Genomic DNA, 12,615 nt, shown 5'->3' with positions numbered 1-12,615 from the left:
GCCACGCCGGTTCACGCAGGCGCACCGTCGGTCACCCCTACGGGGACGCCCGGCGTTCCGGGGCGCGCGGTTCCCCGTGCGGGGGACGGTCCCGGGGCGGCTGCCCGGTCTCGCCGGTGATCCGCTCGAGGTCCGTCAGCAGGGAGTCCAGCCAGAGCACGGCCGCGTAGTACAGCCGCGGCGCGTCCGGCGGTTCGGCGGCGAAGCCGTCGAAGGCCGGGTCCCGCAGCGCGACCGGCGTGTGCGGGGTGTCGCCGCCCGGGTCGAGCCACGCCGACACCAGGAGCATCCGCCCCGCCACCCGGTCCCCGAGCCGGGTCACCGCCGCCGCCGGTTCCCGCTCCAGGGGCGGTACGAGGACCGGCGCGGGCACCGCAAGCAGCCGGTCCGCACCCCACAGGACGTGGTGTCCCGCCAGCAGGGTGGCCTGCCAGTCCTGCCCGTCGGAGTTCCCGTGCCCGCTGCGGCCGCCGGGCGCCGACGGCGGCCCGTGCGGCTCGCTCTGGTACTGCGCGTACGCCGACTCCGCCAGGATCAGCGCGTGCTGCAACGACCGGTGCCCCGGCGCGCCGAGGACCGGTTCCCGGAGCCCGCCCGCCGCGATGCGGGCGGTCGTGGCCACCACGATCTCCGCCGCGCCGCGCAGCAGCACCGCCGCCGACCGCCGCAGCTCGTCCTGCGCCCCCCGGGGCCAGGCCAGCAGCCCGAACACCGCGCCGACGGCGCTGCCGGCCAGCACGTCCAGCAGCCGGAACTCGGCGAGCTGCCAGGTGGCGGGCGCCAGCTGGGCGAACACCATGGCGACGAGCACCGTGAACAGCGCCTGCGCCCACCCCACCCCCTTGACCGGCCCCAGCGTGAACGCGGCCAGCATCAACGGCGGCAGCGCCGCCGCGTACACGGCCGTGTCCGGCCCCGCCAGCGTCAGCAGCCCCGCCGCGACCAAGGCCCCGACCAGGGTCCCGGTCAGCGCGACCCGTACCGTGGCGCGGGTCTCGCGCACCGTCGTCCGGGTCAGCGTCAGCGTCGCCAGCAGGACCCAGAACCCGTGCGGCAGCGAGTCCTCCCCGGCGATCAACCGGGCCGCCGCCAGCGCCAGGGCGAGCCGCGCCGCGTTCTGGAAGAACACCGACCTCCGCTCGGCGTGCCCCGCCAGCCGGTGCCACCACAGCCGCGGCGCGCTCATCCGCGCGTACCAGAACCGCCCGGGCGCCGCCCGCTCCGCACCCGCCCGGCCCCGTACGGCGATCCCGGCGGCCGTCGACATCGCCAGCGCCGCGTCCGCCACCTCCAGCACCGCCGCGTGCCGCCGCAGCACCCCCGGCCGCGCCCCGTCGCCCGCGGCCCCCACCAAGGCGGTGCGGGCCCGCACCAGCGCCGCGTGCGCGTCCCCGTCGGGCGCCCGGCCCCGCAGCAGGCCGGCCGTCTCGTGGGCGCAGTCCCGTACCGCGTCCAGCACCTCCAGCCCCGCCCGCCCCGGCCCGCCGGCGGCCGGCGGCAGCCCCGCCAGCCGGGCCAGCAGGGTGCGGGCCGCCAGACCGGTGTGGGCCAGGGCGCGGTCCCGCAGGCCCGGCCCCGCAGGCCGCTCCGCCTCCGGGACCCGGGAGGGCCGCAGCCCCGTCGCCGCTTCCGCCGCCCGCCGCTCCCGCGCCCGCGACAGCGCGTACGGCGGCACGGCCAGCTCGTCCGCGCACCCCTGCACGCACTCCGCGGCCCGCGCGGCCAGCTCCCGGTAGGGGACGGCCGGCGGGTCGGGCAGCAGGAACGCCTCCGCGAGCACCAGCAGCGCGAGGCCCACCGTCGCACCGGCCAGCCGCTCCCCGAGCGAGCCGGGATCGTAGGGCGGGAAGGACGGCAGGATGTACATCAGCTGCAGCCCGGGCCCCGCCCCCGCCGCCCGCGGCCCACCCACCGCCACGAAGGCCAGCGCGAACCCGGCCGCCAGCATCCCCGCCACCGCGCTCCAGGTCCGCACCGACAGGTAGGTGCCGATCGTGATCAGCACCCAGCAGGCCGGCACCAGCCGCATCAGTACCGCCGCGCGCTGCCGGCCGGTGCCGGGGATGTGCGACAGGCCCGCCAGGGCGACGGCGGCGAACAGCGCGTACGTCGCGGCGACGGTCGAGCCGAACCCGTACAGGAACAGGTAGAACCCCGCGCCGCCCGCCAGCGTGACCCGCATCGAGCGCCGCCCCGCCGCCGCGTAGCCGGCCGGCAGCCGCACCGCGCGAACGCCACCCATGCCACCAGCATCACCCGCGACCACCGGCCCGGCACGCCGCGGCCGAGACTGGAGCGGCCCTCCGCCGGGGCACGAGCCGCAGTCGAGCACCGCATCGGTGTGGGCTGAGACGGTTACGTCCAGGACGCGGGCCGGACCGTCCCGCTCGACGCACCCCGGTGCCCCGGCCGGCACGCCCCGAGGCCCGCGCGGCGGACGGGCAGCGCCCCGGGGGCCCGGAACGCAGGCGTGCGGCTCGACCAGTCGGAGGCCTGCCGACCGGAAGGCTGAGGAGAAGGAGTTCCACCAGTGAAGATCGTTCTGATTTCCGGCAGCACCCGCGGGGACTCGGTGAACACCGCCGTCCTGGCCACCGTGCGCCACATCCTCGACAACCTGCCCGGCGGGCACGAGAGCGTGCTGCTCCCCGTCGGCGGACTGCCCTTCTACGAGGCCGCGCTGGAGCGCGCCGGCGGCTCGGCGGCCGTCCGGGCGGCCAAGGAGCTGGTCACCGGCGCGGACGCGCTGGTCATCAGCACGCCTTCCTACAACGGCGAGATGCCCGGCGCCCTGAAGAACGCGCTGGACTGGCTGTCCCGGGCGCAGGGCGAGGACCCCAGCCCGCTGACCGGCAAGGTGGTCGCGGTGGCCAGCGCCTCTCCCGGAGCGCGCGGCGCCCTCGACGCCCAGGCCGGCCTGATCGGCGTACTCGGCCGCTGCGGCGCGCGCGTCGTGCGGCACGACCCGGTCGCCGTCGCCCGCGCGGGCACGCTCGCCACCGCGGACGGCCGCTACACCGACCCGGAGCTCGTGGGCCGGCTGGAGAGCCTGACCCGGGCCCTGGTCGCCGAGCTCACCCCGATCCAGGACCGGGCGGAGGTGCTGGTCTGATGGCGGCGGCGCAGCCGGGCCTGTTCCGGATCATGAAGGAGGACCTGGAGGTGGTCGTCGCCCGCGACCCCTCCATGCGCAACCGCCGCGAGGCGCTGCTGCACGCGGCCCTGCCCGCCCTGTGGGCCCACCGGATCGCGCACCGGCTGCACCGGCGCGGACACCGCATGATCGCGGGGCTCATCGCCTGGAAGGCCCGCCGCAGCACCTCCGTGGAGATCCACCCCGGTGCGGTGCTCGGCCGCCGGGTGTTCATCGACCACGGAGCGGCCGTGGTGATCGGCGAGACGGCCGTCGTCGGGGACGACGTGACCATCTACCACCAGGTCACGCTGGGAGCGGTCGGCTGGTGGAGCGACAACAACCGCCCCGAGGGGGACCGCAGGCACCCGGTGGTGGGCGCCCACGTCGTACTCGGCACCAACGCGACCGTGCTGGGGCCGGTCACCATCGGCGCGCACGCCGTCATCGGCGCCCAGGCCCTCGTGAACAAGGACGTCCCCGCGGGCGCCAGGGTGCTCGCCGCGACCGCCGTGATCAAGCCGGTCGGCGAGCGGCCGCAGCCCATGGAGGACCTGTACGCGGTGACGGCCTCGGCCGGCTCCTGGTAGCCGCGGCGCCCCGGCCCCGCGTTCCCGTACCACCGGGGACCGCCCCGGCGAACGAACACCCCCCACGAAGGCCGCACCGCCGGACGGCGATCACGCGGCCGTACGTACGACCCGACTTGTGAGGAACCACACGTGGAAAGCCGTGAGACACGCCGCATCGCAGACAGCATCGCGGACCTGGTCGGCTCGACCCCGCTGATCCGCCTGCGCTTCGACGACTCCGCTCCGGGCGCCGAGGTACTGGCCAAACTGGAGTCCGCCAACCCGATGTCCACCAGCAAGGACCGGGCGGCCCTGTACATGCTGCGCGCCGCCGAGGAGCGCGGGGAGCTGACCCCCGGCAGCGGCACCGTCATCGAGGCGACCTCCGGCAACACGGGCATATCCCTGGCCGCCCTCTGCGCGGCCCGCGGCTACCGCTGCGTCATCGTCCTCCCGGACAGCGCCACCGCCGAGCGCGTCGCCCTTCTCCGGGCGCTCGGCGCGGAGGTCGTGCAGACCCCCCGCGACGCCGGCTACCCCGGGGCGATCGCCAAGGCCGAGGAGCTGTACGCGGCGACCCCCGGTTCCTGGTTCGCCTGCCAGCACGAGAACGCCGACAACGTGCGCGCCCACTACGAGACCACCGGCCCCGAGATCTGGGCCGACACGGCGGGCCAGATCGACGTGCTGGTCTGCGGCGTGGGCACCGGCGGCACCCTCAGCGGCGTCGCGCGGTACCTGAAGGAGCAGAACCCGGAGATCCGCGTCGTCGCGGTCGAGCCGGAGAACTCCCCGGTGCTCTCGCAGGGCGAGGGCGGCCTGCACCGGATCCCGGGCCTCAACGGCGGCTTCGTCGCCCCCACCACCGACGTCTCCCTGATCGACAGCGTGGTGACGGTCTCGGACGAGGACGCCATGGCGGGCGCCCGCTCGCTCGCCCGCGAGCAGGGCGTCTTCGTCGGCGTCTCCTCCGGCGCCGTCGCCCACGCCTGCTCCCGGCTGGCCGCGCACCCGGACTACATCGGCGCGTCGATCGTCACGATCCTGCCCGACACCGGCGAGCGCTACCTCAGCCTCTGGAGCGAGGCCGCCGCGCCCGCATCCCGGCCCGCCCGGCAGCCGGTCCCGGCCCCCGCCCCGGCGCCCGAACGCCCGCTCCTGACCGGCGGATTGCCTTCCACCCGGTCGTGAGGGGCCGACCGGACGCCGTCAGCCCGGGGAGCCGGAGAGGAAGGCCCGCAGCCGGCGGTGCTGCCCCTGCGGGATCCCGGCCGGGACCGCGCCGGAGTACACGGCGATCACCCCGCCGGTACGCACGACCGTGAGGGGCACCGTCTCGTCCATCGCGTTGCCCTCCACGGTCCAGTCGAAGGAGACCGCTTCGTCCCCGGCGGCCGGCGCGGGCAGCGCGCCGACGCGGATGCGGGCGTCCTGCCCGCCGTAGGCGAGGGTGTACGCGACGAACGTGCCGCACAGCGGCACGGCCTTCCTGAGCGAGGCCATCACCGCCGACGCCTCCCCGACGGTGTGGCTCGCCAGCGACACGGAGTGGAGCGTGCGGAGGCGCCTCTGCGGGGGTCCGCCGGAAGGGCCCCCGCGTGGCGACACGTCGGCCACGACCCTGGCGGCCGGCCGGTGCCGGAGCCCGTGGTCCAGCTCGAAGTCGACGAGGTCCGCGCACTGCGCGGGACTTCCCGGCGCCAGGGCGTTGGGCACGGCCGCAGGAGAGGGGGCTGGGGCCGGTGGGCGCGGGGTGGCGGCGTAGCCCTGAAGGTCGTGCCCGGAGGGCAGGACGGACATCAGCTCGGCCTCGGTGAGGGGCTGCGCGCGGGGAGCGCCCGGCCGCTCCCCGGACGCACAGGCCGTGCTGACGGTGCCGCAGGCCAGCAGCGCGGCCGCCACCCCCAGGGCGCGCAGCCGGCGCGGCACCATGATCGTCGCCCTCGTCGCCCTCGTCGCCCTCGTCGCCCTCGTCGCCCTCGTCGCCATCACGCCATTGTGGCCCCCCGCCGCAGGCCGTCGCGCGGTGGGTGGGCGTCCGTCGAGGCGGGTGGGCCGCACGGGGAGGGCCGGCCGGAGCCGTGCCCGGGCATGCCGACGGGCCGGCCGTGGGTGTTCGTGCGGACGCCCACGACCGGCCCGCTCAACGGCGGGTGGCCGTTGGTCAGCTGCCCGCGGACAGGTTGCCCGAGAGGACCGGGATGTTGCTCAGGATGTGGGAGAGCGGCTCGTCGCCCTTGGCCTGGGTGGAGTTCTCGGTGCACTGCTGGTTCTGCGGGTTGGACAGGACGTTGATGTCCTGGACACCGACGTTGACCAGGGCGAGGATCGACTGCGCGTTGACCTTGACCGGCAGGCCGATGCAGGGCTTGTTCAGGGTGCCCTGGACCAGGCCGAGCTGGGGGCTGAGTTCACCTTCGGTCTTCTGGTTGCCGTAGATCTGCTCAGCACCATTGCCGTTGACGGTGTTGATCCCGTTGTCGTTGCCGACGGCCATGGCCGGTGCGGCGACGGCGGCACCCGCGCCGACGGCGGCGGCGGTGGCTGCTGCGGTGATCATCATCTTCTTCAGCATTCGAGAACTTTCCTTCGCTGTAGCCGAAACGAGCCCCGGATCGGGGAAGTCGTGCTGGTAACGGGCCCGGGGGCGCAGACGTGGCGGTGCGTCACCCGAACGGCAGAGCCCCGGCCGGCCGACAGGGACACGGATGCCTCCTTCAGAACCAGTTGACGGTGAGCGGGAACGCGGCGGTGACGGTGGTGCCCGCGGCATCGGTGGCCGTCGCGGTGATCTGGACGGTGCCGCTGCCCCAGGGCTTGCCGCTGATCCGTCCGGTGCCGGCGTCGACGCTCAGACCCCAGGGCAGGCCGGTGGCCGCGTACCGGACCGGGGCCTTGCCGCCGGTGGCGGTGAGCTGGACGGTGCAGGACTGGTTGAACTTGCAGGTCTGTGGGCCCGGGTTGGCCAGCTTCAGATCACCCGGGGTGGGGGTGGGGGTGGGTGTGGGGGTGGGCGTCGGGGTCGGGGTCGGGGTGGGCGTCGTGGATCCGGAGAACACCTCCGTGATCGGCTGGACGCCGGCCGCGTTGCCGGCGTGCGTGGCCGTGCCGAACAGGTCCTCGAAGGTCCGCAGCAGGTGGTGGTGGTTGAAGGCGCCCGCGTACGTGCCCGTCTTCACGTTCGCCCCGTAGAAGACGGTGGCGATCTGGTTCGATCCCAGGTAGTTGTCCTCGTCCCAGGTCAGCACGAGGAGGCTGTTGTGGGCCTTCGCCCACTGCGCGTAGGCGTCGATGTTGTTCTTCGTCCAGGTGTCACCCGTACCGACCGAGCACGAGTGCATGTCGTTGCACTGGTTGGGGACGACGAACGACAGGTCCGGCAGGGCCCCGAAGTCGTTCTGCGGGAACTGCGCCCATGTCTTGCCGGTGTTCAGCGGCACGTTCTTGAAGGCGAACCACGGATTGTGCTTCTGCGCGTACTGGCCGCTCGTGCAGGCCGTGGAACCCTCCGCCGGCAGGTCCTCGTTGTAGGTGGCGAAGGTCCTGCCGGCCGCGATCAGCTCCTGGCCGAGGTTCGCCGCGGTCATCGACTGCGGGGTGTAGCAGCCGTCGCCGGTGATGCCCTGGGTGGAGCCGGAGAAGAGGTTGAAGTAGTTCGGCTGGCTCGGGTGGGTCAGCGCCTTCATGCCGGTCAGGCTCGCGCCGCCGCCGGCCAGCTGGTTGATGTACGGGGCGTTCGCGCTGCCGATGATCTCCCCGTACTGCTTGTTCTCGTACACGACGACCACCACGTGGTCGTACGAGGGCAGCGCGGCGGCCGCCACCGGGGCCGCAGAACCGCTCTCTGCCGCCTGGGAGTTGGCGACGGTGAAGGCGCCCAGCAGGCCGAGCGCGCTGCACGCGGCCAGTGCGGCCACGGTGACGGGGCGCCGGGCGGTCCGGCGTCTGGGGCGGGCTTCGGGCGAGGGAAGGGGCATGGGGTGTTCCTCCTCGGTGAAGGGTGAAGGGTGAAGGTGAAGGTGAGGGCGAAGGGGAGGGGGCGGGGCCGGACGGTCACTCCTCGCGCCGGGCGGCCCCCGCCACCGCGATGTTCAGGAACCGCGGCACGGGCCGCCCTCGGCCGCGGAAGTCCTCCGCGACCGCCGACCGCACCGCCGCCAGCCGGGCCTCGGGCAGCAGCACCAGTACGCTCCGCTCCGGCCGCCCCCCGGGCGGCCAGGCGCTCAGGGCCCCCGCCCGGCGGGCGAGGGCGACGGCCCGGGCCAAATCCCGCGGCCGGTCCGCCGGTTCGCCGCGCACGGCGACGAGCACCAGTCGGGCCCCCGACGCGGCGGGGTCGAAGGCGACGTACCGCCGCCGCGGCCCGGGCTCCGCGCCGGGCAGCAGGGCCTCCCCGGGCCGGGCGAAGAGCACCGCCCGGCGCAGCGCGTCGTCCCCGTCCGGCAGCGCCCCGGCCAGCAGCCGGGCCAGCCCTTCCCGGTCGGGCCCGGCACCCGGCGCCGCGCCCGGCTGCGGGTGGACGTCGGCCACGGCGAGCGCCACCGCGCAGTCGGCCGGTTCCGCCGTGGCGAGCCCGGCGGCCGCCGTCAGCGAGCCCTGGACGTGCAGGTCCGTCCCGCCGCGGCCGTAGCCCGCATCGGCCAGCGCCCGCAGCACCGCGTACGGCCGCGCGGCCCAGGCGGGTGCGTCGGGCGGCGGCCCGGACGGGGTCAGCGGCAGGTCGCAGCTGTCGGCGGGGTGCCCGAGGGAGCTGAGCCGGACCAGGCCGTCGGTACGCGGGGCCGCGGCGGCCGCCGTCGGCCAGCCGGCCGCCGCGACGAGCCCGGGGGAGCCCAGGTGGAAGGCGTGGGGAGCGCTCCAGACGGCGGCCGGGGGCCGGCCGTGTGCGGCTTCGAGGGCGTAGGCGACGAGCCGGAACAGCGGGTCGGCGGTGGCCCGTCGGGCCAGGTCACCCCCGGCGGGGCCGGAGGCCGGGGGAGCGGAGGCCGGGGGAGCGGAGGCCGGGGGAGCGGAGGCCGCGGGCGGTGTGCCCGCCCGGCCGGCGGCCGTCACGGGGCGTCCTTGCGGGCCAGCATCCGGTAGGCGTTGCCGCCGTCGGTGTGGCGGGCCGCCACCGTGCGCAGGGCGTCGAGCACCGCCGCCGCGGCGAAGCACGGCACGGCCGCCACCCGTACGGCCCGGGCCAGCGCCCGCGCCCGCGCGGTCGGCGGCGGCCCCCACGGCCGGTCCGGATCGGGGGCCAGCCGCGTCACGGTCAGCGCCACCGCCCCGAAGAAGTCGTTGCCCTGGTGGGCCGGGCCGTGCTCCTCGGCCAGCACGGTGAACCCCCGGTCGGCCAGCGCCTCCCGCAGGTTCGCGGCCGGGATCAGGTGCTGGTGCTGCGGCTGGAACCAGGGCAGCCACGCCGGACCCAGCAGCCGGGACATCCGCGACTCCGGGTCGGGGACCTCGACGGCCAGGTGGCCGCCGGGTGCGAGGACGGTGGCCGCCGCGTCGAGTTCCGCGAGCGGATCCCGGGTGTGCTCCAGGTAGTGGTACATGCTGACCACCTCGTACCGGCCCGCCAGCTTCGAGGCGAACTCGGGGAACTGCCCCTGGTAGCCCGTCTCCACCCAGCCGCGCCGCTCCGCACCGCAGACCCCCTCGCCCCTGTCCAGGCCGTCGAAGCGGGTCCGCGGCCAGACCTCGCGCGCCGCGTTGCAGAAGTGGCCGTGCCCGGTGCCGACGTCGAGCCAGGACGCCGGGTCGGCGTGGGGCCGCAGCATCTCGGCCCGGCGCCGGTAGGAGCCGCCGAGGCGCCCGAAGACCGTGCCGGCGCCCTCACCGCCGCGCCCGTCGTAGAAGTCGCGGTAGTAGAACCCCAGCCCCTCGACGGACAGCCGGGGGTTCTGGAAGACGTGCCCGCAGGCCGCGCACCGCTCCAGCGCGAAAACGCCCGGCTTGCCCTGGAGCAGGTCCGGCACCCGCACCCGGACCGCGAGCGGCCCCGAGCCGCACCAGGGGCAGTCGGGGCGCCGTGCCTCGAAGAACCGGTCGGTGCCCCCCGCCAGTTCGGCCCGGTACGCGGCGGCCGTCCCCGCGGCGGTGCCCGCACCCCCGGACCGGCCGCGCCCCGCCGCCACGACGGTACGCAGGCCGGCGCCGAGGGAGCGTACCGGCCGGGCGGCGGTGGCCCGGCCCAGATCGGCGGGACGCAGCGGGGAGCCTGGCCCGCCGAGGGCCAGGTACGGCTGGAGCCAGTACAGCCCGGCCGCGGCCGCCCCCCACCGGCCCTGGCGTACCGCGACGGCGGCGAGCAGCGCCAGCCCCGACAGCTGGGCGGCGGCCAGCGCCCCCGCCGGCAGCCCCTGCGCCCGCAGCTCGGCGGCCCGCCCGGCGCTCCCGGGCGGCGTGCCGCAGCTCAGTCCCGGGGCGATGGCCAGCCCCGTGGCCCCGGCGGCATACTCCTTCACACGCCGGGTCAGCGCCAGGAGTTCCGCCGGCTCCGGTGCCCGGCCGCCGGCTTCCACCCCGGCCCGCTCCAGCACCTCCTCGGCGACGAGCACCGCGAACCCGGCCCCGCGCCCCTCCCCGAGCCGGTCCCCCCGGTACCGGGCGGGGTCCACCAGCCGCAGCAGCCCCAGCACCCGCTCGGCCGGCAGGTCCGCGGGCAGCAGGTCCAGCACCCGCAGCCCCTCCCGGTCCGCGTACGCGCAGGCCGCGAGGAAGACGGCCGCGCCCGGCTCCACCCCGCGGGCGGTCAGCAGCCGCCACCCGGCGGCGCCGGGCACCCCGGCCGAGACGGGCGGGGCGGCCGGCAGCACCGGGATCGCCCGCAGCCTGCGGCCGGCCCGTACGGTGCCGGCGCCGAGCGCGGCCAGCAGCACCGCGGAGGTCCAGCGGACCCGGGTGAGCGGAGGTGGCGTCATAGCAGCTTCTCCAACCGGTCGGCCGCGGCGGCGGCCCCGCCGGCCGCGGCGAATGAGGCCTGGATCCGCCGGGCGGCCCGGCGGGGTCCGGGATCGTCCAGCACGGCCGTGAGCGCGTCGCGCAGTTCCTCGGCCCCGGTCCGGCCGAACCGCACCCGGACCCCGGCCCCGGCCGCGGCCACCTGCCGGGCCACGATCGGCTGGTCGTCGCGGATCGGGGCGACCACGAGCGGCAGCCCGTACGCGAGGGCCTCGCAGACGGTGTTGTGGCCGCCGTGGCAGACCACCGCGTCCAGGTGCGGCAGCAGCTCCAGCTGGGGGACCCTCGGCTGGAGCAGGACGTGACCGGGTACCTCACCGACCAGCTCCGCGGGCGCGGCCAGGACCAGCTGCACCTCGTCGGCGAGCCGCTCGGCCGCTCCCAGCACCGCCCGGTAGAAGCGGGCGCCCGCCTCCTGGTTGAGGGTGCCCAGGGAGACCAGCACCCGCCGCCGCCGCGGGTCCAGCCGCCGCCAGGGGAAGCCGGGCGCGGCCGGACGCGCCCCGAAGGCCGGGCCGACGAAGGCGTACTGCGGGCCGGAGCGGGAGCCGGAGCCAAGCAGCTCCAGGGTCGAGAAGACCAGCACCAGCAGCTCCGAGAAGCGGGGGTCCCAGCCCTCGCCGCCCTCCCCGAACTCGGCGAGCAGCCCCGCGACCCGGTCGGCCACCCACTCCCCGACCTTCGGGAAGTCCGCGAAGGGCCCGGTGAGTTCGGCCGAGGTGGTGGCCGACGTCACCCACGGCACACCGAGCCGCCGGGCGACCAGCGGCCCGGCCAGGGCCTGCTGGTCGCAGACCATGACGTCCGGCGCGAAGGCCTCCACTGCCCGGGCCACCCCGGGCACCATCGCCCGGGCCAGCGGCACCAGGGCCTCCTCCCACAGGAACCGCAGCGCGCCCACCCCGCGCAGATCGCGCCACCGCTCGTGCAGCGCGGCGTAGCCGCCGCCGTCCGCCCGCTCCCCGGCGGACAGGATCCGGGCCGACGGGGGCAGCAGACCGGCCAGCGCCCCGGCCGGCCCGGTCCAGGCGACCTCGTGGCCCCGGGAGGCCAGTTCGGCCCCGACGGCCACCGTCGGATTGACGTGCCCCGCCAGCGGCGGCACCGTGAACAGCACCCTCATCGGACCAGCGCTCCCGTCCGGCGCCGGGCCGTCGCCGCGGCCGCCGCGGCGACGGCCGTCGCGTCGAGGTGGGCCAGTACGGATTCCCGCAGCACCCCGCTGCTCTCCTTCAGGACGTCGTGCCCCAGGCCCGGCAGGACGCGCAGGGCCGCCCGCGGGGCGTGGCGGGCCAGCTCCCGGGCCCCCGGCACCAGTTCGGAGTGCTCGCCGCAGACGATCAGGACCGGGCAGCGCAGCCGGGCGTAGTCGGCCGGGGTGAAGGTGCGGCTCGCGGCGATGTCGTCGACCAGGGTGGTGCGGTTGAGCAGGTCGTCGGCGATGGCGGTGAGGCGGGCGGCCTTGCGCAGCCGCAGCCCGAGCAGCTCCGCGGGCACCGGACTGTCCTCCAGGCTGAGCGCGGCCGCCGACAGGGTGTCCACCATGTTCTCCACCCACGCCCCGCTGAGCGGCGGTTCGAGGAGGGTGAGGCCGGTGACGAGGTCGGGCCGGGCCAGGGCGGCGTGCAGCGCCAGCGTCGCGCCGTAGCTGTTGCCGACCAGGTGGACGGGACGCCGGCCGAGGCCGAGCGCGCCGAGGACCGCCAGGAGGTCCCGTACGGCGGTGCGGCTGTCGTAGCCGTCGGCCGGGCGCTCGGTGAGGCCGTGGCCCCGCAGGTCGTAGAGCAGCACCTCGTGGCCGGCCCGGGCGACGGGAAGGGCCACCGGGCAGTAGAAGGAGGACAGGTTGTCGACGACGAGGCCGTGGAGGAACACCACCAGGGGCCGGCCGCGGCCGGCCGTGGCGGCGGCCGGCAGCCGCTGGACGTGGAAGCGCAGGGAACCCGCGCGGACGAAGGCCAT

The 12,615-nt window shown here is 76.5% G+C and carries 11 protein-coding genes; 3 read left to right on the top strand and 8 right to left on the bottom strand.

Going from position 1 to position 12,615, the window contains the following annotated elements; translation table 11 throughout:
• Positions 1-37 precede the first annotated feature (37 nt).
• Complete coding sequence (locus tag ACZ501_RS12305) at positions 38-2,242, bottom strand: FUSC family protein (RefSeq protein ID WP_468794597.1); 2,205 nt, start codon at positions 2,240-2,242, stop codon at positions 38-40.
• Between the two features lie 288 nt (positions 2,243-2,530).
• On the opposite strand from ACZ501_RS12305, the gene ACZ501_RS12300 reads away from it, so the two are divergent.
• The 3 genes from ACZ501_RS12300 (at position 2,531) to ACZ501_RS12290 (ending at position 4,896) form a co-directional block, all read left to right on the top strand.
• On the top strand, positions 2,531-3,112 hold the full coding sequence (locus ACZ501_RS12300; RefSeq protein ID WP_361607536.1) for an NADPH-dependent FMN reductase: 582 nt from the start codon (positions 2,531-2,533) through the stop codon (positions 3,110-3,112).
• A complete protein-coding gene (epsC, locus tag ACZ501_RS12295; RefSeq protein WP_361607539.1) occupies positions 3,112-3,723 on the top strand; it encodes a serine O-acetyltransferase EpsC in 612 nt (203 codons plus the stop codon). Before ACZ501_RS12300 ends, epsC begins: the two co-directional genes overlap by 1 nt.
• Positions 3,724-3,855: 132 nt before the next feature.
• Positions 3,856-4,896: a PLP-dependent cysteine synthase family protein gene (locus tag ACZ501_RS12290; protein ID WP_361607542.1), complete on the top strand. Its 1,041-nt coding sequence runs from the start codon at positions 3,856-3,858 to the stop codon at positions 4,894-4,896.
• An 18-nt stretch (positions 4,897-4,914) separates the two neighbouring features.
• Here ACZ501_RS12290 and ACZ501_RS12285 read toward each other — a convergent pair whose 3' ends face one another.
• The 7 genes from ACZ501_RS12285 to ACZ501_RS12255 form a co-directional block, all read right to left on the bottom strand.
• Complete coding sequence (locus tag ACZ501_RS12285; protein WP_468794594.1) at positions 4,915-5,694, bottom strand: hypothetical protein; 780 nt, start codon at positions 5,692-5,694, stop codon at positions 4,915-4,917.
• A 175-nt stretch (positions 5,695-5,869) separates the two neighbouring features.
• On the bottom strand, positions 5,870-6,280 hold the full coding sequence (locus ACZ501_RS12280) for a rodlin (protein WP_362464299.1): 411 nt from the start codon (positions 6,278-6,280) through the stop codon (positions 5,870-5,872).
• 142 nt (positions 6,281-6,422) lie between these two features.
• Positions 6,423-7,682: an alkaline phosphatase family protein gene (locus ACZ501_RS12275; RefSeq protein WP_468794592.1), complete on the bottom strand. Its 1,260-nt coding sequence runs from the start codon at positions 7,680-7,682 to the stop codon at positions 6,423-6,425.
• A 76-nt stretch (positions 7,683-7,758) separates the two neighbouring features.
• A complete protein-coding gene (locus tag ACZ501_RS12270; protein ID WP_468794589.1) occupies positions 7,759-8,757 on the bottom strand; it encodes a galactokinase in 999 nt (332 codons plus the stop codon).
• The gene (locus ACZ501_RS12265; protein ID WP_468794586.1) at positions 8,754-10,613 is read right to left on the bottom strand and encodes a class I SAM-dependent methyltransferase; all 1,860 of its coding nucleotides are present in this window, start codon (positions 10,611-10,613) and stop codon (positions 8,754-8,756) included. The genes ACZ501_RS12270 and ACZ501_RS12265 overlap by 4 nt, the downstream gene beginning before the upstream one ends.
• Positions 10,610-11,776, bottom strand: coding sequence for a glycosyltransferase (locus tag ACZ501_RS12260; RefSeq protein WP_468794583.1), 1,167 nt, complete (start codon positions 11,774-11,776; stop codon positions 10,610-10,612). Before ACZ501_RS12260 ends, ACZ501_RS12265 begins: the two co-directional genes overlap by 4 nt.
• Positions 11,773-12,615: an alpha/beta fold hydrolase gene (locus ACZ501_RS12255; protein ID WP_468794580.1), complete on the bottom strand. Its 843-nt coding sequence runs from the start codon at positions 12,613-12,615 to the stop codon at positions 11,773-11,775. The genes ACZ501_RS12260 and ACZ501_RS12255 overlap by 4 nt, the downstream gene beginning before the upstream one ends.

The sequence above is a fragment of the Streptomyces sp. NPDC034085 genome (assembly GCF_055575555.1).
The sequence above is the reverse complement of the archived record's forward strand: the minus strand, read 5'-3'. Positions and strand labels throughout refer to the sequence as shown.